Source organism: Janthinobacterium aestuarii, assembly GCF_046113285.1.
Lineage (GTDB): Bacteria > Pseudomonadota > Gammaproteobacteria > Burkholderiales > Burkholderiaceae_D > Janthinobacterium.
Genome location: NZ_CP142524.1, coordinates 4,702,357 through 4,724,468, shown reverse-complemented (window position 1 = coordinate 4,724,468; position 22,112 = coordinate 4,702,357). Strand labels below are relative to the sequence as shown.

The 22,112-nt window shown below is 65.8% G+C and carries 23 protein-coding genes; 9 read left to right on the top strand and 14 right to left on the bottom strand.

The features are described 5' to 3' along the window. The first annotated feature begins 78 nt into the window (after positions 1-78). The 4 genes from OX462_RS21155 to OX462_RS21140 all read left to right on the top strand — a co-directional run bounded on the left by OX462_RS21155 (position 79) and on the right by OX462_RS21140 (position 2,494). Entirely contained in the window at positions 79-750 is a 672-nt protein-coding gene (locus OX462_RS21155) for a thiol:disulfide interchange protein DsbA/DsbL (RefSeq protein WP_070219418.1), read from the top strand. Between the two features lie 14 nt (positions 751-764). Continuing rightward, positions 765-989, top strand: a complete 225-nt coding sequence (locus tag OX462_RS21150) for a hypothetical protein (RefSeq protein WP_121668743.1) — start codon at positions 765-767, stop codon at positions 987-989. A 91-nt stretch (positions 990-1,080) separates the two neighbouring features. Beyond that, complete coding sequence (locus OX462_RS21145; protein ID WP_409026989.1) at positions 1,081-1,827, top strand: SDR family oxidoreductase; 747 nt, start codon at positions 1,081-1,083, stop codon at positions 1,825-1,827. Positions 1,828-1,963: 136 nt separating this feature from the next. Further along, positions 1,964-2,494 carry an ester cyclase gene (locus tag OX462_RS21140; protein ID WP_409026988.1) on the top strand — a complete coding sequence of 177 codons (531 nt, stop codon included), beginning with the start codon at positions 1,964-1,966 and terminating at the stop codon, positions 2,492-2,494. 9 nt (positions 2,495-2,503) lie between these two features. Here OX462_RS21140 and OX462_RS21135 read toward each other — a convergent pair whose 3' ends face one another. From OX462_RS21135 to OX462_RS21105, 7 genes are all read right to left on the bottom strand, one after another. Next, positions 2,504-3,415 (bottom strand): LysR family transcriptional regulator, encoded by a 912-nt coding sequence (locus OX462_RS21135; protein WP_409026987.1) that lies wholly within the window; start codon positions 3,413-3,415, stop codon positions 2,504-2,506. Continuing rightward, complete coding sequence (locus OX462_RS21130; protein ID WP_230503914.1) at positions 3,412-4,308, bottom strand: efflux RND transporter periplasmic adaptor subunit; 897 nt, start codon at positions 4,306-4,308, stop codon at positions 3,412-3,414. The genes OX462_RS21135 and OX462_RS21130 overlap by 4 nt, the downstream gene beginning before the upstream one ends. 38 nt (positions 4,309-4,346) lie before the next feature. Further along, entirely contained in the window at positions 4,347-4,547 is a 201-nt protein-coding gene (locus OX462_RS21125; RefSeq protein ID WP_070224633.1) for a DUF1656 domain-containing protein, read from the bottom strand. After that, positions 4,537-6,681, bottom strand: coding sequence for an FUSC family protein (locus tag OX462_RS21120; protein WP_409026986.1), 2,145 nt, complete (start codon positions 6,679-6,681; stop codon positions 4,537-4,539). Before OX462_RS21120 ends, OX462_RS21125 begins: the two co-directional genes overlap by 11 nt. A gap of 10 nt (positions 6,682-6,691) precedes the next feature. Further along, on the bottom strand, positions 6,692-7,198 hold the full coding sequence (locus tag OX462_RS21115; protein ID WP_046682655.1) for a MarR family winged helix-turn-helix transcriptional regulator: 507 nt from the start codon (positions 7,196-7,198) through the stop codon (positions 6,692-6,694). A 64-nt stretch (positions 7,199-7,262) separates the two neighbouring features. Continuing rightward, positions 7,263-8,675, bottom strand: a complete 1,413-nt coding sequence (locus tag OX462_RS21110) for an efflux transporter outer membrane subunit (RefSeq protein ID WP_409026985.1) — start codon at positions 8,673-8,675, stop codon at positions 7,263-7,265. Positions 8,676-8,807: 132 nt separating this feature from the next. Then, positions 8,808-9,125, bottom strand: coding sequence for a DUF4148 domain-containing protein (locus OX462_RS21105; protein WP_162995582.1), 318 nt, complete (start codon positions 9,123-9,125; stop codon positions 8,808-8,810). 286 nt (positions 9,126-9,411) lie between these two features. On the opposite strand from OX462_RS21105, the gene OX462_RS21100 reads away from it, so the two are divergent. The 3 genes from OX462_RS21100 to OX462_RS21090 all read left to right on the top strand — a co-directional run bounded on the left by OX462_RS21100 (position 9,412) and on the right by OX462_RS21090 (position 10,738). After that, the gene (locus OX462_RS21100; RefSeq protein WP_409026984.1) at positions 9,412-9,741 is read left to right on the top strand and encodes a hypothetical protein; all 330 of its coding nucleotides are present in this window, start codon (positions 9,412-9,414) and stop codon (positions 9,739-9,741) included. Positions 9,742-9,856: 115 nt separating this feature from the next. Next, positions 9,857-10,174 (top strand): hypothetical protein, encoded by a 318-nt coding sequence (locus OX462_RS21095; protein WP_409026983.1) that lies wholly within the window; start codon positions 9,857-9,859, stop codon positions 10,172-10,174. An 87-nt stretch (positions 10,175-10,261) separates the two neighbouring features. Next, complete coding sequence (locus tag OX462_RS21090; RefSeq protein ID WP_409026982.1) at positions 10,262-10,738, top strand: DUF2244 domain-containing protein; 477 nt, start codon at positions 10,262-10,264, stop codon at positions 10,736-10,738. Here OX462_RS21090 and OX462_RS21085 read toward each other — a convergent pair. Together OX462_RS21085 and mgrA are read right to left on the bottom strand one after the other, a co-directional pair. Then, positions 10,723-11,208 (bottom strand): hypothetical protein, encoded by a 486-nt coding sequence (locus OX462_RS21085; protein WP_409026981.1) that lies wholly within the window; start codon positions 11,206-11,208, stop codon positions 10,723-10,725. The two genes, OX462_RS21090 and OX462_RS21085, sit on opposite strands and share 16 nt — an antisense overlap. A 75-nt stretch (positions 11,209-11,283) precedes the next feature. Beyond that, positions 11,284-12,324 carry an L-glyceraldehyde 3-phosphate reductase gene (gene mgrA / locus OX462_RS21080; RefSeq protein ID WP_070224627.1) on the bottom strand — a complete coding sequence of 347 codons (1,041 nt, stop codon included), beginning with the start codon at positions 12,322-12,324 and terminating at the stop codon, positions 11,284-11,286. 120 nt (positions 12,325-12,444) lie between these two features. On the opposite strand from mgrA, the gene OX462_RS21075 reads away from it, so the two are divergent. After that, on the top strand, positions 12,445-14,043 hold the full coding sequence (locus OX462_RS21075; protein WP_409026980.1) for a CYTH and CHAD domain-containing protein: 1,599 nt from the start codon (positions 12,445-12,447) through the stop codon (positions 14,041-14,043). 34 nt (positions 14,044-14,077) lie between these two features. On the opposite strand, the gene OX462_RS21070 is transcribed toward OX462_RS21075, so the two are convergent. The 5 genes from OX462_RS21070 to OX462_RS21050 all read right to left on the bottom strand — a co-directional run bounded on the left by OX462_RS21070 (position 14,078) and on the right by OX462_RS21050 (position 20,404). Further along, a complete protein-coding gene (locus OX462_RS21070) occupies positions 14,078-14,953 on the bottom strand; it encodes a Kdo hydroxylase KdoO (RefSeq protein WP_409026979.1) in 876 nt (291 codons plus the stop codon). Positions 14,954-15,031: 78 nt separating this feature from the next. Next, positions 15,032-15,391 carry a lysozyme inhibitor LprI family protein gene (locus tag OX462_RS21065; protein WP_230503927.1) on the bottom strand — a complete coding sequence of 120 codons (360 nt, stop codon included), beginning with the start codon at positions 15,389-15,391 and terminating at the stop codon, positions 15,032-15,034. A gap of 137 nt (positions 15,392-15,528) precedes the next feature. Beyond that, on the bottom strand, positions 15,529-18,495 hold the full coding sequence (locus OX462_RS21060) for a sensor histidine kinase (protein WP_409026978.1): 2,967 nt from the start codon (positions 18,493-18,495) through the stop codon (positions 15,529-15,531). A 125-nt stretch (positions 18,496-18,620) separates the two neighbouring features. Further along, on the bottom strand, positions 18,621-19,199 hold the full coding sequence (gene sodB, locus OX462_RS21055; protein ID WP_071078930.1) for a superoxide dismutase [Fe]: 579 nt from the start codon (positions 19,197-19,199) through the stop codon (positions 18,621-18,623). A 185-nt stretch (positions 19,200-19,384) separates the two neighbouring features. Next, entirely contained in the window at positions 19,385-20,404 is a 1,020-nt protein-coding gene (locus OX462_RS21050; RefSeq protein ID WP_070312070.1) for a LacI family DNA-binding transcriptional regulator, read from the bottom strand. Positions 20,405-20,816: 412 nt separating this feature from the next. On the opposite strand from OX462_RS21050, the gene OX462_RS21045 reads away from it, so the two are divergent. After that, positions 20,817-22,106 carry an extracellular solute-binding protein gene (locus OX462_RS21045; RefSeq protein WP_409026977.1) on the top strand — a complete coding sequence of 430 codons (1,290 nt, stop codon included), beginning with the start codon at positions 20,817-20,819 and terminating at the stop codon, positions 22,104-22,106. The last annotated feature ends 6 nt before the right edge of the window (positions 22,107-22,112 follow it).

The window sequence follows — 22,112 nt, the reverse complement described above, 5'->3', positions numbered from 1 at the left end:
TTCCGCCCGGGGTTCATCGCCCGGCGCAAAAAGTGGTAATCTCGCCCCGTTCACGACCACTTATGATGAAGGATTATTATGCGTTTTCTGCGTTTCTTGCGTCCCCTGCTTGCCGCCGTCACCCTGGTGGCGGCCACCGGCGGCGCCATGGCGGCCGATACCGGCTTTACCACGCTCCCGACGCCAGTGCGCACGGACACGGGCAAGAAGGTGGAAGTGGTCGAGTACTTCATGTACTCGTGCCCGCATTGCTACGCGCTCGATCCGCTGATGCACGACTGGGTCAAGAAGCAGGGCGACAAGATCGCCTTCCGCCGCATCCACCTGGCCTTCTCGGGTCCGAAGGATCCGCAGGCGCACGCCTATGCCACCCTGGAAGCGATGGGCCAGCTGGACCAGTTCCACGACAAGATCTTCCGCGCCATCCACGTCGAGCGCAACCGCCTGAACCGCGATGACGCCATCCTCGACCTGCTGGTCAAGAACGGCATCGACAAGGCGAAATACCTGGACATGTTCAATTCCTTCGGCGTGCAGACCAAGCTGAAACGCAACGAGCAACTGATCGCGGCCAGCAAGATCGACAGCGCGCCGACCATCGTCATCGACGGCCGCTTCGTGACGTCGCCGGCGCAGTTGTCGCGTCCTGGCCAGTCCGAGCCGCAAACCCAGGCCGCGACCCTGCGCGTGATGGATGAACTGGTGGCGCGCGTCCTGAAAGAGCGCGCTCCCGCGCCAGCGAAGAAGTAACACCGGAGAACACCATGAAACAGCTGCCCTGGACCCTGTGCGTACTGGCCCTCGCCCTCGTGGCGTGGTTGTCGATTGCCATCGTCAACGTGGAAAACCAGCGCAATGCGCTGGCCAGCAAGGCTTGCGTGGACCCCGCGTTCAAGAACGAGGTCGATGCGAAATGCCTGGCGTCCGTGCAGTCGCGCGAACACTGGTGGCAGCACCTGACTTATGCCATGACGCATTTCCGAAATTGAATGTGTCAGTACGAAAAACCCGCCGCGCGCGGGTTTTTTTTCGGCCGCGTATGATGCAGCCACAAGCAGCCACAACTATTCAGGAGGGACGATGAAGGAAGTGATCGTGATTACGGGCAGCAGCCGCGGCATCGGTGCGGCGACGGCGCTGCTGGCGGCGCGCCAGGGCTATGCCGTCTGCATCAACTATGTGCGCGATGCGCAGGCGGCCGGGGAACTGTGCGCGCGCATCGCGGCGGCGGGCGGCGAGGCCATCGCCGTGCAGGCCGACGTCAGCGAGGAAGCGGACGTGGCGCGCCTGTTCGATGAAGTCGATGCGCGCCTGGGCACGCTCACGGCGCTGGTCAACAACGTGGGCGTGCTGGAGCGGAAATGCCGGCTGATCGACATGTCCGCCCAGCGCCTCGAACGCGTGCTGCGCACCAACGTGATCAGTTATTTCCTGTGCTGCCAGCAGGCCGTGCGGCGCATGTCGACGGCGAGCGGCGGGCAGGGCGGACGCATCGTGAATGTCTCGTCGGTGGCGGCGCGCATCGGTTCTCCGGACGAATACATCGACTACGCGGCCTCGAAAGGCGCCGTCGATACCCTGACCCTGGGCCTGGCGAAGGAAGTGGCGGCCGAAGGCATCCGCGTCAACGGCGTGCGGCCCGGCATCATCTACACGGACATCCACGCTTCGGGCGGCGAACCGGGCAGGGTGGCGCGCCTGGCATCGGGCGTGCCCATGCAGCGCGGCGGCCAGCCGGAAGAAATCGCCGACGCCATCCTGTACCTGCTGGGGCCAGGGGCGACGTATGTGACGGGCAGCATCCTCGACGTGGCGGGCGGGCGCTGATTTTCAACGCATTTTCAACTTATTTTCAACCCTTGCAAGCAATTGCTTCAAGTGCGGGGCCAATTATCAAGCAGGGCAAGCGAGTCCAGAATGGCGGTGTGCCATATGCACGCCGATCAACTCATTTGGAACCACCATGTCCACTTTTGCTCCCGCCATCCTGGCCCTGTCCCTGCTGGCCGCCGCGCCGGCCCATGCCGCCACCAATCTGCCCCTGCCCGCCCACTTGTCCGGCGCGAAAGCCGACGCCGCGGTGGCGCTGGCCGCGCGCCGCTATGCCGCGTTCTGGGAAAGCGGCGACCCGGCCCTGGCGCGCCTGGCGCTGGCCGACGATTTTACGGACCGCACCTTGCCTGCCGGCCGCCCGCAGGGATTGGCCGGCCCGCTGCAGGCGTCGCAGGTGTTTCACGCGGCCGTGCCGGACTTGAAGGTGGCCATCGAGGAGATGCTGGTGGCGGGCGACCGGGTGACTTTGCGCCTGCATTTCACGGGCCGCTTCACGGGTGTCTTCCCCACGCCGCAGGGACCCTTGCAGGGGCAGGGCCAGGCCATCGATTTCCATGCGTTTGATCTGTACCGTGTCGATGCGCAGGGGCGCATCAGCGATAACTGGCACCTGGAAGACAACCTGACCCTGCTGCGCCAGCTGGGCGTGCTGCCGCAGTAAGGGCGGCCGTCAGGCTTGCAGCGCGGCGAACTGCTGCACGAGGAAGTCGGCCAGCAGGGCGACGCGCGGCGGCTGGAAGCGGCTGCGCCGGTACAGCAGGTTCAGGGGGACGCTGTCGGCAAAATAATTGTCGAGCACCGTCTGCAAGCGCCCCGCGCGCAGGTCGTCGCCGATGTCGAGCAGCGATTTGTAGGCGTAGCCATGGCCGGCCACGGCCCAGCGGCGGATGATTTCGCCGTCGTTGCTGTGCCAGTCCCCCGCCAGGCGCAGGCTGTGGCGCTTGCCGTTTTCGCGGTAGCGCCATTCCTGCGGCGCGCCGTCGCCCGCCGTGAGCACGAGCGTCGGCAGCTGTGCCAGGTCGCGCGGCGCGGCCGGCACGCCCACCTTGGCGGCCAGCGCGGGCGCCACGCACACGACGCGCCGCCCCGGGTGCAGCAGGCGCGCCACCATGTCGCTGTCGGGCAGCTCGCCGTAGCGGATGGCCAGGTCGATATCGTCCTGCACCAGATTGGCCGTCATGTCCGTCAGGGTCAGCGCATGGCGCAGCTGCGGGTGCAGCGCGGCAAAGCGGTCGAGCATGGGCAGCAGCAGCTGGCGGCCGATGTCGGACGGCGCGGAGATCCGCACCATGCCGCGCACGGCGCCGCCGCCCGCGTGCAAGCCGTCTTCGGCCTGCGCCAGCAAGTCCAGCGCCTGTTCGCTGTACTGGCGGTAGTGCAAACCTTCTTCCGTCAGGCGCAGCTGGCGTGTGGTGCGCTCGAACAGGGTGGCGCCCAGCGCCGTTTCCAGGCGCGCGATGGCGGCGCTGGCGGCGGCCGGCGACAGGCCGTGCTTGCGGCCGGCGGCGGAAAAGCTGCCCAGCACCGCAGCGTCGAGGAACAGGGCGATTTCCGCCAGGCGCCCGGCGCCGCCGCGCATCATGCGGGGTGCGCCGCCGCCGGTTTCGGCGCCGGTGCCGAATGGGGCGTGATCACCACGGTGCAGGTGGTGCCGGCTACCAGGACCTGATTCCTGTCTTGTTCATCTATGTGGATGCGCACGGGCACGCGCTGCGCCAGGCGCACCCAGTTGAAGGTGGGATTGACGTCGGCCAGCAGTTCGCGGCCCGTGGCGGCGTCGCGGTCGGTAATGCCGCGCGCGATGCTCTCGATGTGGCCGTGCAGGGTGCCGCCGCTCATCAGATTCATTTCCGCCTTGTCGTCCTGCGCCAGCATGCCCAGCTTGGTCTCTTCGAAGTAGCCGACGACGTAGTACGAGGCGCTGTCGATGACGGCCAGCTTGGGCGCGCCGACGGCGGCGAAATCGCCCTTGTGCACGTTCAGGTTCGTCACGTAGCCGCTGACGGGGGCGCGCACGGTGGTGCGTTCCAGGTTCAGTTGGGCCAGCGCGCGCGCGGCGACGGCGGCCTGCACTTGCGACGAGGCCGAGCTGGCGGCGTAGGCGGCGCTTTCGCGGCTTTCCGTCGAGATGATGCTGGCGTCGAGGCCTGCGCGGCGCTGCGCTTCCTTGCCGCGGCGGCCCATTTCCGTTTTTTGCGCGGCCAGCACGGCGTCGGCCTGGGCCAGCGCGCTGGTGTAGCGTTCCTTGTCGACGACGAACAGCACGTCGCCTTTTTGCACCACCTGGTTGTCGCGCACCAGCACGTCCGTGACGGTGCCGGCCACGTCGGCGCTGATGTTGACGATGTCGGCCTTGATGCGGCCGTCGCGCGTCCACGGCGACTCCATGTAGCGGTCCCAGACGGTCTTGCCTATCCACAGGGCTGCTGCCAAGAGCAGCAGGGTGATTGCATAGCGTGTCAGTTTGCTTACCATGTCGGCAGCCTTTCCTTGATGGGGTTGAACAGTTTTTTTTATTTGTAAAGCGATAGAGCGAGCGCGCCGAAGATGGCGATGAAGATGCACAGCCGCGCCAGCGACGGGTGCCACACCATGCGGTACACGCCCAGCCAGCCCAGCACGCGGTCGAGCAGGGTTTGCAGGCCGATGCTGAGGATGAACAGGGGCAGCAGGGTAGGAATCAGAATTCCGAACAGGGCGAATTCACGCGGCATGGTGGTCTCCGGCGCCAGGCGCCATGTGGTCGAGTAATGAGGTGTAGATCGAATGCAGGTCGGCCAAAGCCGTCTGCAGGCGTGCGCTGCGTTCGGCTGTCGCATCGGCTTGCGTTTGCGCCGCGCGTACCACGGCGCCCGCCTGCAGGGTGGCGGCCAGCGCCGCCTGCAGTTGCGCATCGCCGCGCGTGCGCAGCCAGGCGGCGATGCCGTCCACGCACTGCTGCAGCGCATGGCGCGTGGCGCCCGGGCGGGCGGTCGCGATCAGTTCGCGCAATTCGATCACGGAATGGCCGATTTCCAGCAGGGTCAGGGCCTGGCGCACGACGGCGCGCGTGGCCTCGCCCGGCGCCGGCCCGGCCGCCGCATTGAGCTGGCTGAGCAGGTCGCGCACGCGGTTGTCGAAGCGGTGCTTGACTCGTCGCGCCGGCGCCGTGCACGCCTGCAGCGCTTCGCGCCACAGGGCCGGGCCGATGTGGTCCTTGTGCCCCATCGTGTGCTCGGGCAGCAGCACGGCAAACACGAGGGCGGCCAGCATCAGGCCGACGATCAGCGCCATGCCCGTGTTCAAAAAGGCCGCGCCGTCGACGTGCATCAGATTCGTCGGCGCCATCTGCGTGATGAAAGTCGACACGCCCAGGCCCACGCCCAGCTTGGCCGGATTCGTCATCAGGTACAGGCCGACGGCGAGGAAGGGCGCAAAACTGAGTACCAGCATGGGGAAGCCGTCGCCGTGCACCAGCACGAAGTACACGCAGACGAGCGACAGGGGCATGGCGATCAAAAAACCCGTCAGCACTTGCCGGATCATCATGATGGGGCGCGGCGAGGACGAGGCCAGCGCGCAGAACACGGCCGCCATCAGCATCGCCGTGCTGGCGTAGGGCCAGGCGAGGAAGTAGGCGCCCAGCGCCAGCAGGGCCAGGCTGATGCCGGCGCGCGCGCCGCTGGCGAGCACCAGCGCGGGCGGCGTCTTCGGCGCATATGCCTGCGGCGTGCTCACGTCGAGCGGCGTGTCGTGCACGAGGCTGAAATACACTTCGTGAAACCGGCTCATGTCGCGCGCGAAGCGCTCGAGCAGCTCGCAGACGGTGTCGAAGTCGATGCGCTGCGCATGCACGATGGCCGCGCCGTCGATGTCCGCGCGCGCCTGCGCCAGCGCCGTCTGCAAATGCCGCTGCATGGTGTCGAGCGAGTCTTGCGACGGCGTCGTTTGCAGCGCCTCGGCGACGATGGCGTACAGGGGCGCGCACGCCTGCATGACCTGGTTTTCGCCATCGCGCTGCAGGCGGTCGAACAGGCGGTGGAAGGTATAGAAGGTGGTCAGCGCCGTCATGAAGGTGGCGTTGAAGGCATGCAGCTTGCGGTTCTGTGCGCGCACGTGGCTCACTTTGCTGGTCACTTCGAACAGCGCGGCCGAGCGGCCCAGTTCCAGCGCCGCCACGTCGGCGGCGAACTGCAGATGCGTCAGTTCCACCTGCGCCGGCGTGAGCTTTTGCTGCAGCACGTCATGGCAGAAGGCGAGGAATTTGCCGTAGCGGGCCTGCACCGTGCGCATCACCTGCGTGCCCTGGTGGCGCGGCAGCAGCACGCTGGAGACCGCCGCCGAGCAGATGATGCCCAGGCCGACTTCGGCCACGCGCGTGACGGCCAGCGTGAACACCTGCATCGGCTGCTCGATGGCGGGCAGCACGATCATGCAGGCCGTGTAGCCGGCCAGCACGTACACATACGATTGCGCGTTGCGGTGCAGCGCCGAGCCGCTCGTGCACAGGCCCACCCACAGGGCCAGGCCGGCGAACAGCAGCACGGGCTGCTGCGGGAACAGGCCGATCAGGGTCAGCGCGGCCGTGCATCCGAGCAGGGTGCCGCACAGGCGGTAAAAGCTTTTTTCCAGCACCATGCCGCTGCTGGGCAGGGCCAGGATGATGGTGGTGGTCATCGCCGTGCTCGGCGAGTCGAGGCCCAGGCGGTAGGCCAGCCACAGGGCGCAGAACGATGCGATGAGGTTCTTGCCGACGTAGATCCAGCGTTCGCCTTCCGTCGCGCGCCAGTCCTGCAGCGCCAGCGCCAGCCAGTGGGCCGCCCGGCTCAGGGGGCCATATAGGGGTTTTGTTGCTGTGGCTGGCGTCATCGATAGGCTATCAGTTCTGGTTGTTGAGATTGTTCAGGTTGCGCAGCTGCCGCATGTACAGCTTGTCGAGCACTTGCAGCTCTTCTTCCGTGAACCCTTCGTACAGGGCCGACGTTTCCTGATAGACGTCGGGCAGCGCCGTTTCGATCAGCGCGCGGCCCTTGTCGGTCAGCGAGATCATCACGGAGCGGCGGTCGCCGGGGCGCGTGCCGCGGTGGATCAGGCCACGCGTTTCCAGGTCGTTGCACACGCGCGTCAGGTTGGCCGGCTTTTCATGGCACGCCATGCCCAGGGTGCAGGCGTTCGAGGTTTCGTCGTCCGTGCCGTACAGCACGGCCAGCACCATGTAGCTGGCATCGACCAAGTCGTGCTTTTTCAGCGCGGCATTGGTCAAGTCCTTCATGCCTTTTTGGATGTGGTACGTCATGCGCAACAGGCGCATCAGTTCCATGGGGAAGCCTGGCATGCGCGTGCGGATGTTTTGCAGCCGCTTGGAGGTGGCGTCAAAAGCGGTCATGTCATATTCCTTCATGTGTCAATAAAGTTCCGATTGTATCTTGTTGGGCTATGGCAACGCGAGTCTAGATACCGCCTCCCAATGCATTCATCAAGGAAACGTAGAGATCGAGCTCGCGCGCCCCATTTTGCGCCTGCTGCTGTTCTTCCGCCAGCAGCGCCACTTGCGTGTTGAGCATGTTGATGGCGTCGCTCATGCCCGCCTTGTACGCTTTTTCCGCCAGGTCGCGCGCGCGCTGCGCCGTGGCCAGCGCCTGCACGGTCAGCTGGTGCTGCTTTGCCAGCGACTGGGCGCGGGTGACGGCGTTGGCCACATCCGACATGGCGTTGATGACGGTGGCGTTGTATTGCTCCACGGCGCCGTCGTACACGGCCGTCTGGCTGCCCAGCTGGGCGCGCAAACGGGCGCCGGCAAAGATGGGCAGGCTCAGTGCGGGAGAGGCGCCGCGGATCTCCGAGTTGGCGTCGAGAAAGTGGCTGAAGCCGAAGGCCTGGAAACCGGCGAACGCCACCAGGTTGACGTTCGGGTAGAACTCGGCCTTGGCCGCGTCGATGCGCTGCGCCGCCGCTTCCACTCGCCAGCGCTGGGCGGCGATGTCGGGCCGGCGGCCGATCAGGTCGGCCGGCAGGGCGGCGGGAATGGCCAGCGGCTGGTCCAGTCGCAGCACGGGGCGCGTGAGCGCGGCGCCCGCGGCCGGACCCTTGCCCGCCAGCGCGGCCAGCTGGTTGCGCAGCAGGGCCAGCGATTCGGCCGACTGCTCCAGCTGGCGGCGTCCCGCAGGCAAGGTGGTTTCGATTTGCGCCACGTCAATGTCCGTGCCGATGCCGGCCGCCTTGCGCTGGCGCGTGATGTCGAGGATGCGGACGCGCTGCGCCAGGCTGCGCTCGATCACGTCCTGCAGCTGGAATTCGTATGACAGCTGGATGTAGGTGCGCACCAGCGCCGTTTCCAGGGCCAGGCGGGCCATCTGCGATTCGGCCGACGCCATCTGCACGTCGCCCAGGGCGGCGGACAGGGCGGCGCGGTTGCGGCCCCACAGGTCCAAGTCGTACGAGGCCGTGACGGTGGCCTGGTTGCGCCACGCATAGTTGCCGGCCAGCGGCGCCGGCGTGCTGCCGTGCTGCGAATACAGTTCGCGGTTGATGGAGACGTTCGCGTCCGCCTGCGGGCGGGTCTTGTCCTCGGCCGCGCCGGCCAGCGCCTCGGCCTGGCGCACGCGCGCCTGGGCGCCGCGCAGGGTGGGGCTGTCGGCCAGCGCCTGGTCCATCAACCGGTTCAATTGCGGGTCGTGCAAGTCTTGCCACCATTGCGTGCGCGGCCATTGTATGGCGGCGCTGGCGGCCGCATCCATGGCCTGGCTCGCCTGCAGCTTGTTGGCGTCGAGCATGGCCGATTGCGGCGCGATATGGCCCATGTCGGCGCAAGCGCTCAAGGCAAGGATCAGGCTGGCGGCAAGCAAACGGCGGTGCAGGGACATGCAGGGACTCCGGGAGAGGTAGTGTTGGGGGGGCTGCTGGGGTATCACAGCTCGCCGCGGGGAGCTTCGGGAGTGGCCCGAGTGCTGCGCCGCAACTGAGTTGTTACTGACTGAAACCGGCTGACTGGTTTCTTATTGCACGACGTGCTTGGCCGTTTGCGCGACATCAAAGTCCGCTTCCGTTTGCGGGATCAGGCCAGCCTTGCGGGCGGCGTAGAACTCGGCCATGACTTGTTCGCGCGTCACTTTGCTGGCGGCGGTGGACGGCGTTTTCGGATAGTCGACTTCGCTGGTGGCGATTTCGCCGGCGTTGCGGGCACGGATGTATTCGGCCGTGACGTCAGCACGCGTGAGTTGCTGGCTGGCAGCGGCAGGCGCGGCGCTCTGGGCAAACGCCGAAGTAGCGGTGGTAATGGCAAACAATGCTGCGATGAGTGATTTGGCTTGCATGAGAAGACTCCAAAATGTGCATGATGGCTGGGTGGATGGGCCGGATCGCCACGTACCGGTCGGTTCGGCGGCATGGCGCTGGTGGGCGCCGTGCCGCCGATGAAGCAATTTCTGGATGAGAAGATGCTTACTTGGATTAACTATAGCAATGAATAGTACATTTGTGAATTAATTTATGAAAATAGTTGTGCGCCGCCGCATTTTCCCCTCGGAAAAGGTCGGGCAGCCGTGCGCCACTGGACTGGCCAGGAGAGTAAGCTGGTTTTTTTGTTAACGGGAGTCAGCCATGAGCAGCAGCACACTCGATCCGGACAATTTGCCCGTCACGCCCGACCGCGTTCTGGGCTCCGGCCATGGCAAGGGCGCGCTCGGTCCCAGCGACAGTTCCGACAGCGGCAGCGACATGCAGGGCGTGCCCGGCCAGGATGGGGAAGAACTCGATAACGACAGCGATGCGGCCGGCACGGGCGAACGGGCCGGCGTGGAGCCGCGCAGTACGGCGCCCGACGGCGGCGATATCGATGTCGATCATGTGGAAAGCCTGGCGCCCGTGCGGCCCGCAGAGGAGGGCGATGGCGAACCCGGCGTTCCCCAGGCGCCAGCGCCGCGCCCCTGATGCCGGCGGCCGGCCGCAAATTGCCGCCGTTCTGGCGCCATCAGCGTAAAATGCTGGCAAGGCGGCGTGCGCGCCGCCATGGCCAGCCGGCCGGCACAGGATAGGATGTCAGAGGATGCAAACGCAGATGTCGGAAGAGAAAGAAAAAGGCTTGATGTCGATGTACCGCGAGACGCGGCCGCGCGAGTTTTTTGGCGAAAAAAGTAACACCAATCACCTGGCCTGGAGTGCGCTGGTGGTCTTGCTGGCGCTGGCGTTCTGGCTGGTCGTGGCCCTGGCGGCGGCGGAAAACCAGCGCTATGCCCTGGAAACGAAGGCGTGCCAGGATCGCGTGTTTCCGACGGAAATCGACACGTCTTGCCTGAAACAGGTCAAGTCGCGCGATCACTGGTGGCAGCACGTGGGCCACGCGCTGGTGAGGATGGGCGCCTGACCCGGGCGCACGCTGGCTGAACGATCTGGCGGAACCTGGCGGCGGCGAAGGCCGCCGCGGTGATGGAGCGATAGTGCGGGAGGCGCCATGCCACGCGATCACTCGCGCGAGCAGCCGCAATGGCTGCTCGCGCGCCACAGTGCCTTGACGGCGCGCCAGTTGCTGCGCGCCTATGGCTTGCTATGCCTGTTTTCCCTCGTCATTGCCGCCGCCTTTGCGCTGCGCGGCCTCTGGACCATTCCCGTCTTTTCGTTCGCCGAACTGGGCCTGGTGGCCGCCGCTCTGCTGCACTACCTGCGCCACGCGCGCGACTATGAACACATCGCCCTGCGCGACGGCGAGCTGATCGTCGAACAGGTCAGCGCCGGCCGCTGCCGGCGCCACCACTTTTCGCCATGGCGCACGCGCGTCGAAGTGCCGCAAGGGCCGCACCAATTGATACACATCAACGATATGTGTGATGCTACCCGTCATGTGGCGGTGGGCGTGTTCGCCACGCCCGAGCGGCGCCGGCAAGTGGCGCAGGAGCTGGGCGCGCTGCTGCCGCCCTATTTGGGCCCGTAAAACTGGAAAGTCTGTACTACCAGCAAGGTGGCGGGAAAGCCCGTGATGGTCTTGAACTCCTTGACGCCGGTAATCTTGTAGGCGCCGGCCTGGAACGCTTCGCCTTCCTCCCAGCTGTGATCCTTCATGGCAAACTGCAGCAGGCGCTTGTCGTTATAGCGGTAGCTGAAGATGGTGTAGGCGCCGACGCGGCTGGTGACGACGAAGCGTTCATCCTGCGCGTCGGCGATGAGCAGGATGCCCGGATAGCGCCCGATGCCGGCCTCCTCGTTCTGGATGCGCAGGATCACATCGGTAAAACTGCATTCGGCGTCGCGGATCTTGTCGCGCTTCGTGGCAATCTGCATGACCTCGTCGTAGCTCTTGTTATGCACGATCGACCATTGCGGCGAGTCGCAATAATTGGCCGCGCTGGCAGGGGCCGTACAGGAAAGCAGTAAACAGACGGTGATGGCAGGGATGACTTGCATGGAACCTTGTCGCGGATGTCGTGGGAGGCGGCAGTCTACCTGCTGGCTGCCGCCGCCACAAGCGGGGGACGATCCTCAGGTGGCCCGCGACGGGCCTTCCCACAGATTGATATGGCCTTCACGCGCCTGCACGTCGATGGCGGCCAGCTCGTCGGCCGTGAATGACAACTGCTGCAGCGCGGCCACGTTTTCGCGGATTTGCGCGCTGCTGCTCGCGCCGATCAGGGTCGAAGTGACGCGCGGATCGCGCAGCACCCAGGCCAGCGCCATCTGCGCCAGGGTCTGGCCCCGCTGCGCGGCGATCTGATTCAGGGCGCGCACGCGGGCCAGGTTTTCCGCGCTCAAGTGCTGTTGCGTCAGCGAACCGCCGCCGGGGCGGTTGACGCGCGCATCCTGCGGCACGCCATCGAGGTATTTGTCGCTCAATAAACCCTGCGCCAGCGCCGTGAACGTGATGCAGCCCATGCCCTGCTCTTGCAGCGTGTCGAGCAAGCCGTCTTCCTCGATCCAGCGGTTGAGCATATTGTAGGCAGGCTGGTGGATCAAACACGGCACTTTCCATTCCTTCAGCAGGGCGGCCGCCTCGGCCGTCTTTTGCGGCGAATACGACGACAGGCCCACGTACAGTGCCTTGCCCTGCTGCACGGCGGTCGCCAGCGCGCCCATGGTTTCTTCCAGCGGCGTGTCGGCGTCGTAGCGGTGCGAGTAAAAGATGTCGACGTAGTCGAGACCCAGGCGTTGCAGGCTCTGGTCCAGGCTGGCCAGCACATATTTGCGCGAACCGCCGCCCTGGCCGTACGGACCCGGCCACATGTCCCAGCCCGCCTTGGTGGAAATGATCAGCTCATCGCGGTACGGTAAAAAATCGTCGCGCAGCAGCTTGCCGAAATTGCTTTCCGCGCTGCCATACGGCGGGCCGTAGTTATTGGCCAGGTCGAAATGCGTGATGCCCAGGTCAAACGCGGTGCGCAGCATATCGCGCTGCGAAGCCAGATTGTTGCTGTCGCCAAAGTTATGCCACAGTCCCAGGGACAGCAGCGGCAATTTCAGCCCGCTGCGCCCGCACGTGCGGTATGGCATGCTGTCGTAGCGGTTCTCGGCGGCGTGATAGGTCATGGCGTCTCCTTGTAAATGAATCGCCTATTTTGGCGCAAAATCAAGGTGTGCGTGCGTGCGCCTTGCGCGCGGCGGGACGCGCCTTACAATGGGCGTTCAGGAATCTCGCAAGGAGCGGACATGGAAATCGAATTGAAATTGCTGCTGGCGCCGCAGGACGCGCCCCGTCTGCGCGCCCACCCGCTCTTGGCGCAGGCTGCGCAAGGTGCGCCGCAGGTGCTGCAGATGCACGATATCTATGTCGATACGCCCGATTTGCAGCTGTGCCGCCACCACGCGGGCTTGCGCGTGCGACAGGTGGACGGGCGCTGGGTGCAAACGCTGAAGGCGGGCGGCACCGTCAACGGCGGCCTGCACAGCCGCCACGAATGGGAAGGCGACGTGCCGGGGCCGCAGCCGGATCTGGCCGCGCTCGACTCGGCCATCGGCCGCAAGCAGCCCATCCGCGCGCTGCTGCGCCGGGACGCCGTCCGCGACGCCTTGCAGCCCGTGTTTACCACACGCATCGAGCGCACCGTCTGGCAGCTGCGCACGCCGCAGGGCGACCAGATCGAATGCGTGCTGGACCAGGGTGTCATTGAAAGCGGCGCGGATGGTGCCGATGGTGCCGATGGTACCGTATACAGCGTGCCCGTCAGCGAGGTCGAACTGGAATTGAAGCAGGGGCAAGCTTCCAGCCTGTTCGACGTGGCGCTGGCGCTGCTGCAGGACGTGCCGCTGCAGCTGGGCCACATGAGCAAGGCGGAACGCGGTTACCGGCTGGCGGCATCGACCCCCTTGCAAGCCGTCAAGGCGCAACCGCTGGCGCTGGACGCGGCCATGTCGGTGGAGCAAGTGTTTGTGGCCATCGCCGGCAATTGCCTGGAACAGGTCAGCGGCAACCAGGATGGCGTGGCGGCGGGCGAGGATGTGGAAAGCGTGCACCAGATGCGCGTGGGACTGCGCCGTTTGCGCTCGGCGCTGGGCATGTTCAAGTCCCTGCTGGCCTTGCCGGACGCCTTGAAGGCCGAACTCGACTGGCTGGGCGGCGCGCTGGGCGAGGCGCGCGACTGGGATGTGTTGGCTGGCAATACCCTGGCGCAGCTCGATGGCGAGGCGCAGGCCGATGCGGCGGCGCTGGCACAGGCGGCGCACGCGCAGGCGCGGCTCAAGCACCAACAAGCCGCCCAGGCCGTCACCTCGGCGCGCTACACGGCCTGCATGCTGGGCTTGCAGCGCTGGCTGCAGGCGCGCGCCTGGCGCGATGGCTGTTCCGCGCGCCAATTGCGGCGCCTCGATGCGCGCGTGTCGCCGTTTGCCCGCGCCACCCTGCGCAAGGACCAGCGCCGCCTGATGAAGCGCGGCAAGCGCCTGCTGCATGCCACGCCGCAGCAGCGCCATCAAGTGCGCATCGCGGCCAAGAAGACGCGCTATGCGACGGAATTCTTTGCCTCGCTGTTTGCGGGACGGGCCGTGAAACCGTATGTGGGACGCTTGTCGGCCTTGCAGGATGAACTGGGCTGGCTCAACGATGTGCAGGTGGCCGACCGGCTGCTGCAGCAATTGCCCGAAGTTCAGGCTGGCCAGGCCGACGAGGCTGACCAGTCCGCCCAGGACGGCTTGCGGCTGCACGCGGCCTTCGTGCGCGGCTATCTGGCGGCGCGCGCGCAGACCGATGGCAGCGATGGCCGCATGCACAAGGCCTGGCGGCGCTTCAAGGCGGCCCGCTTGCCGGCCTGAATCCGCTTTTATCGGGGCGCGAGCCCAGGCCAGGCTAGGCCAGCGGCCGCTGCAACTGGCGCTCGAGGATGGCCAGCGGCGATTTGTGGGGGGCGGCCATGGCGCGCACGGGCAGCAGCCAGGTTTGCTCGAGCGCATGCTGTCCCCGCAGGGCGGCATGCGATACGGCATCGCTGAAGACGATCCACGTCTGGCCCGGCGCGAATGCATGGGTGTGCTGCTCCGCCTGCGCCTGGTAAGCGAGATCGGCCTTCATGGCGTCGTGCAGCTGCAGCATGTAGTGATCGTAGGCCGTGCGCCGCGACTTGGTGATGCGCAGCCGGTGCAGCAGCGCCGCCAGCACGGGCTGCGGACGCTTTGCAAGAGGTAAAAAATGCTGCGCCACCTGTTCGAACGGCGCGCCCAGTTTCCACACGCGGGGCGCGCCGCGCGGATCGATGTTGGTGAAGACGCGCAGGATGCGCCGGCCCTGCGTGGGTGAGGAGGGGAAACTGTCGACGTGCAGGCGCGTATCGTCCTTGCGCCAGGACGTCACCCGGCCGGCGATTTCCACGGGGCGAAAGCTGCCCTTGCCTTGCTGCAGATGGGGAACATAGCCGGGCAGCAAGCCGGCCAGCAAGCGCTGCGTGTGCTGCGCATAACGTTGCATCAGCGCGGCCAGCAGGGCCGCATCGCAGGCATCGCCGTGGCCGCGCACGCCGCGTGACGGTTCCCAGCTGATGTTCTTGGCGCTGCTGGCGCTACCCACAGCGCCGTTCAGCAGGGCATGCTCTTCCGGTTGCAGGGAAAAGCCCAGGCGGGGCAGCAGCACGACTTGCCCATCTTCGAGTGCCTGCAGCGCCGCCGCCTGCTGCGCGGCGCTGCCGCTGGCGTCCCACCGGTCCAGGGAAATATCGATGAGTTTGCTCATGGCACAAACGGGGAAACATCGGAGCGGCCAGTATGGGCGCTTGCCGCCCGCTCCCGTTTGCGCTGGCGCAGACTTACATCACAGTTTGCTGTTCTGGCAGCCGGCGCTCACGCATTCGCGCACGCGGTCCTGCAGGAATTGCGCGCGTTCGATGGTGGTCTTGGTGGCGCAATCGAGATTCACATAGAAGCCCGACGATTCGCGTTTGGAGCAGGCGTCGTTGCGGTTGGCGATCCATGCCAGCTGGCCCGATTTCAGCTTCTGCTTGCCGCCGGCATCGAGCTTGGCGGCGAGTGTCTTGTAGTTGGCGTTGAGTTCCTTGTCCGCTTCCTGGTACACCTTGTTGAGGCAATACAGGCCGTCGAAGTCGTTGCGCGGCGTGTCGCAGGCCGAGTTGGCGAAGGCGGAACCGGAAGCAAACACGAGCAGGGCAAGCATGCATTTTTTCATGGCGGGCTTTCAGAAAGTGGTGGGGCAGGATCGGTGAGCAAGACGGCGCTCTTGCGCATCGTATAACATTTTCTCTCCCGCCCGCGGACGCTTGCGGGCGTGCTCCGTCAGCCCCGCCGGCACCGTCAGTAGGCCTGGCGGCCCGGCACGCTCACTTCGATCTGCGTGCCGGCGCCGGGCCGGCTGTCGATGCGCAGGCTGGCCCCGATGCCGGCGGCGCGCTCGCGCATGCCGACCAGGCCCCAGTGGCCGGGCCGCTGGCCCGTTTGCGCCACGGCGTCATCGAGACCGCAGCCGTCGTCGCGCACGCGCAGGGTGAATGCCTGCTCCGCATAGTCGAGTTCCAGCACGATGTTTGCCGCCTCGGCATAGCGCGAGGCGTTGAACAGCGCTTCGCGCGCGATGGCATAGACCTCGTCATGCACGCGCGGCTGCAGGCGCCGGCAGCTGCCGCTGACGTGCACGGTGAAGGCGTGCGCGCGGTGCTCGGCCAGGCCCTTGCCGAATTGCTGCAGCGCCAGCCGCAGTTCGTCCGGTTCGGCCGAGGCGCGCAAATCCATGATCTGGTCGCGGCCTTCGATCAGCAGCTGGTCGGCCAGGTTGAGGGTGCCGTCGAGGCGCGCCCGTTCGCGCGTGCCCTTGGGCAGCATGTCCGCATGCGCATGGAACGACAGGATCAGGCCCTGCACGCTTTGCAGCAGGGTGTCGTGCAGCGAGCGGGCGATGCGCGAGCGTTCGGCCAGCCGCTCCTGCAAGCGTTCCTGCAGCCGTTCCTGCATGTTGCGCGTCAGATGGCGGATGCGCAGCACATAGCCGCCGTACAGCAGCAGCGCGGCGCCCAGCGCCAGCAGCACGACGAACCACGGCGTCTGCACGAAGGCGGGCGCGATGACGATGTCGAGCTTGGCTCCCTGCGTGTTCCACACGCCGTCTTCGTTGGCGGCCGTGACGTCGAAGCGGTAGCTGCCCGGTGCCAGGTTGGTGTAGTACGCCTCGCGGCGCCCGACCGCCTCTTGCCAGCCGGCGTCCACGCCCGCCAGCCGGTAGCGCAGGCGCACGCGTTCCGGCATCGACAGGCTCAGCGCCGTGAAGCCGATCTGCAGGGTCTTGCTGCCTTGCGGCAGCTGCAGCGGCTTGCCATCGTCGAGCGCGTAACGCGCGCCATTGGCCAGCAAGCTGTGGATCTGCACCGGCGGCGGCAGGCGATTGCGGCGGATATGCAGCGGGTCGAGCATGGCGATGGTGGCCGAGGTGGAGAACCACAGCTTGCCATCGGGCGCATGGATCAGAGAAGGCACGGGGCGCAGCTGCGAGGCATGGCCCTGCAAGCCGTCGAGCGCGTCGAAGTGTTCCGAGACGACGGCGCTGCCGTCCCGCATCCACGCGGCCAGGCTGGCGGCGCCGATATGGTCGATGCCGTCCGCGCCATGCAGCCACAGGTCGCCGTCCGGCAGGCGCACGATGCCCGACACGCCGCGAAACGCCGCGCCGCGCGCGCCGCGCAAGGTGTGGAAGCGCCCGGCGCGGTACAGGGCCACGCCGTTTTCGCCGCCGGCCCATATCGCGTCGCCATCGCGGTACAGCTGCAGCACGGTGCCCACCTGCAGGCCCTCGGCCGCGCCGAGCCGCCTGACGGCGCCCGCGCGCTGGCCGTCGGCCACCAGGCTGACCGTATTGTCGGCATGGCCCAGCCAGACGGTGCCGGCGCCATCGATCGCCATGGCCGTGGTCAGCACCGCCGGCAGGCCGGACAGGCCGCCGTTCGCGATCCATTTTCCTTCGCTCAGGCGAAACAGGCCGCCGCCGGAAAACGAGGCCCACAGGGCGCCCGAGCGGTCCTGCTGCAGCGCCTGCGGATCGAGTCCTTGCACGGGCGCTGTCACGCGCGTCATCGTGCCGTCGCGTGCGCGATGGTGCAGCTCCTGCTCGTTGCCCAGCCACAGCGTGCCGTCGGGCGCCCAGTGGCTGGCCGCCAGCGCCCCTTTCAAGATCACTTTTTTCATCCCGTCGGCCGTAAAGCTGCGCACGTCGCTCACGTAGTCGCCGATCCACACGTCGCCATCGGGTCCCGGCAGCATGCCAGGGTGGTCGAAGGGCACGGCGACGGGCAAGGTCTGCAGGCGGTTCGGTCGCAGCCGGTCCAGGCCCGTCGAGGTGCCGAACCACAGATTGCCCTCGCGGTCCTGGAACGACGTTTGCGGCAGCGGGCCGCTGATGCCGTTCTGGCGCGTCAGGCGCTGGGCCGGCAGACTGGGGCCGGCAGGGTCGAACTTGCGTTCGATGCCATCGGGTGTCATCAGCCACATGGTGCCGGCGCGGTCGAAGCGGATGCCGTTGCCTCTGGCGTCGGGCCGGATGGGCGCATCGCCGCGCGGCGCGCTGGTGCGCACGCGGTAGTAATTGCTGTGCGTGTCGACGGCCCAGATGGCGCCATCGGGCGCTTCATCCATGCTGGTGAGCATGGTGCGCGGCCAGGCATGGGAAAAGCGCGCCTGGCCCGGCTTGCGGAAAAAGACGCCATGCATGGTGCCCATCCACTGCGTGCCATCGCGCCCGAACAGGATCTGGTACACGCGCTTGTCGGGCAGGCCCACGTTGGCCGCTTGCGCGACGAAGCGGTCGGCGCCCGGCGCCAGGCGCGCCGCGCCATCGCGCGTGCCGACCCAGATGGCGCCGTCGGGCGCTGCCTCGATATGGAACACGGCGCCCGGCGGCAAGCCGTCCGCTTCGCGGTAGGTGCGCGCGCCACCCTGGCGAAAGACGCTGACGCCGCCGAGACGGTAGCCGACCCACACGGCACCGTCCGGCGGCGTGGCCAGGCCCAGCACATTGCTCGATGGCAGGCGGTGCCCGTACACGCTGTCGACGCGGTCGAAGCGCACGCCATCGTAGCGGTACAAGCCGGTGGCCGTGGCGATCCACAGCCAGCCATCCTTGCCCTGGGCGAATTTGAGCACGTCGACGGGCGCCCCTTGCAAGGCGCCCCAGCCATTGTGGGTGTAGTCGGACAGCAGGGGGGCGGCCGCGCACGCGTGCAGGTGGCACGCCAGCAGGGGCAACATCAACAGGCGGCGCAGCAGGCGAGCGGACATCGGTGCAGAGGGAGATAGCGGTGGCAGGGCAGTGATTGTAGCGCAGCGTCCTGCTTTTCAGCAGGCGAAAAAAAACCTGCGCGGGATGGCGCAGGCTTTTTTCGCCCTACGTTGACAAGGACCGCTTACGCGAAGTTCTTGGCAACGAATTCCCAGTTGACCAGGCCCCAGAACGTTTCCACGTACTTGGCGCGCAGGTTGCGGTAGTCGATGTAGTAGGCGTGTTCCCAGACGTCGCAGGTCAGCAGCGGCTTGTCGCCGGTGGTCAGCGGGCAGCCGGCGTTCGAGGTGTTGACGATGTCGACGGAGCCGTCGGCTTTTTGCACCAGCCAGGTCCAGCCCGAACCGAAGTTGCCCACGCACGACTTGGTGAATTCTTCCTTGAACTTGTCGAACGACGACCATTTGGCGTTGATCGCGTCAGCCACGGCACCCGTAGGCGCGCCGCCGCCGGCCGGCTTCATGCCGTTCCAGTAGAAGGTGTGGTTCCATACTTGCGCTGCATTGTTGAAGATGCCGCCCGACGATTTCTTGATGATCTCTTCCAGCGACAGGTTCTCGAACTCGGTACCCTTGATCAGGTTGTTCAAGTTGGTGACATACGCCTGGTGATGCTTGGCATAGTGGTATTCCAGGGTTTCTTTCGAAATATGCGGCGCCAGAGCGTCCATTTCATACGGCAGTGGTGGCAGAGTATGTTCCATGTGATGTCCCTTTATGGTGAGTATTCGGAGTCTACCGGCCTGCGGCCGGAGGGTTGAGCCAAGCTTGCTTGAAGCAGGCATTCTTGCTGAACGAGCCACTATTGTAAAGCGGATGCGCCATTGCTGCAGATTCCGCCACGCGTCGCGGATGCGGGTGGCGTAGTGATTCTCGTTCAGCGTCAGACCTAGCGAACACGTCGGGTAGTTTCCCTGACGATCAGTTCCAGAGGAGGTATCGCCGCCTGCACGGCTTCGCCGTTGATCAGTCCCAGCAGCGCTTCCGTGGCGATGCGGCCGATGTCGTACAGGGGCTGGTGGATGGTCGTCAGCGGCGGCGTCGTGTAGGACGAGCCGGGCAAGTCATCGAAACCGACGAGCGAGATATCGTCGGGTACGCGGATGCCCTTGCGGTACAAACACAGGCGCACGCCATAGGCGGACAGGTCGTTGGCGGCGAAGACGGCGCTGAATTGCTGCTGCGTATCAAACAAGTGGTTCATGGCCAGCATCCCGCTTGCCTCGTGGAAATCGCCTTCCGCCATCAGTTTCGGGTCGATGGCGATGTCCGCTTCGCGCAGCGCGCGCTGGTAGCCCGTCAGGCGCTCGGCCGCATCCGTGTTGTTGGCGGGGCCGGCGACAAACGCGATGCGCCGGTGGCCCAGTTCGATCAAGTGGCGCACGGCCAGGTAGGCGCCGTATTCGTTGTCGAGCTTGAAGCCGATGGCGCTTTTCGTTGCCAGCAGGCGGCCCGTCGAGACGATGGGCCGCTGCTGCGAGAAATCGAGCACGCTCTCGTCCGAGATGCGCCCCGACAGCAGGATGATGCCGTCGACCTTTCGCGCCAACAGCAGACGGATACGGTCCGCTTCTTCCTGCGCATTCCAGTGCCCGCTGACGATGACGGACGCGTAGCCCGTGTCCTTCAGCCCATCGTCGACGCCGCGCAGGCTTTCATCGAAGAAGGGGCTGGAAATATCCTGCACCACGATGCCGATGGTCATCGAGCGGCCCTTCTTCAAGCCCTGTGCCATCTGGTTCGGCGCGAATTTCATGTGCGCAATGGCCGCCAGCACGGCGTCGCGCTTGTCATCGGAGACCCTGGCCGTGCCGTTCAGGATGCGCGAGACGGTGCTGGGCGACACGCCGGCCTGGCGGGCCACGTCGAGCAGGGTGGAAGGGGGAGCAGCGTGGGCGCTATCGTTCAAGGCGGTTCCTGGGTGTCAAGATGGCTGGTCGTCAGTGCTCTGAAAACCTTTTCATCGAAAGATTACCATAAATGGCCGATAGCGCCGCAGATCGGGGTAGGTCGGCGTAGGTCGGGTTAGCCCTGCGGGCGTAACCCGACAATATTGTTGGCCGTGCATGTCGGATTACGCGTTGAAACGCTAATCCGACCTACGCTTGAAAACGTTTTCACAAAAAACAACGGCGGCTCAAATGACGAATTTTTGCCCTTTTTCATAGGAGAACACACGCCACGGCGTGCAGCTTGCCATGCCACCCTCAATAAAAATGACAACTTTTTCGGTTGACTTGATTTTCTTTGCGGTGTTAAATGGACACATGTTGTGAAAACGTTTTCAAGATAGAAGACGCTCAATAATCGGAGATGAAATAATGAAGTCAAGCATCCTTGGCGCCGCCCCCCTGGCCGCGCTGACCCTGGCCTGTGGCGTGGCCGCCGCGCCCGCCGCCATCCCGCCGGCCGCACCGTTGCCGGCGCTGGCCCCGGCGACGATTACCGTCGCCTCGTTCCCCGACCTGGACCGCGCCGTCAAGACGGCCTTGCCCCTGTGGGAAAAGCTGTACCCGCAGGTGAAGGTCAAGCTGGTCAGCCTGCAGATCGACGACCACCATAACTCGATGACGACGGCGCTGGCGGCCGGCGCGCGCCTGCCCGACGTGATGGCCATCGACTTCCGCTACGTGGGCAGCTTCGCCGAGTCGAAGGGCATGGAGGATTTGCTGCAGCCGCCATACGGGGCAGGGCAGTACCGCGCCCAGTTCGTGCCGTTCACCTTCGTGCAGGCGAGCAGTTCGCGCGGCACCCTGGGCGCCATGCCGGCCGACCTGGGACCGGGTACGCTGTTCTACCGCAAGGACTTGATGGACAAGGCGGGCATCAAGGAAGCCGACTTGACCGCTTCATGGGAATCGTATATCGCCGCCGGCAAGAAGCTCAAGGCCGCCACGGGCACCTATCTGCTGGCCGGCGCCAGCGACCTGGCCGACATTGTTATACGCGCCAATCTGAAGGATGGCGAAGGCATTTACTTTGGCGACAAGGGTCAGGTGCTGGTCGACTCGCCCCGTTTCGTCAAGGCCTTCGAACTGGCCAAGGCGGCGCGGGTGGCCGGCATCGACGCGCGCACCGTGGCCTGGACGGGCGAGTGGGCCGAAGGTTTTAAACGCGACAAGGTGGCCAGCCAGATGATGGGTTCCTGGCTCAGCGGCCACCTGGCCAAATGGCTGGCACCCGATTCCAAGGGCCAGTGGCGCGCGGCCAACCTGCCGGCCGGCGCGCTGGCGTCCTACGGCGGCTCCTTCTACGGCATCCCGAAAAAGGCCGTGAATAAAATCCAGGCCTGGGAATTCATCAAGTTCATGACCGTCAACAAGGATATCCAGCTGCACTCGCTGAAAGAGATCGGCGCCTTCCCCGCCCTGAAAGCGGCATATGCGGACCCGATGATGGACGAGCCGCAAGCGTATTTCGGCGGCCAGAAGACGCGCCTGCTGGCGCGCGACACGGCGGCGAAGATTCCCGTCATCCGCGTCGACAAGTTCGACGCCGTGGCGCGCGACATCGTCAACATGGAACTGGAAAGCGTGCTGGCGCAAAACAAGGATATCAAGACGGCCCTGGCCGACGCCAAGGCCCTGATCACCCACCGCGCGCGGCGCTAGGAGCAG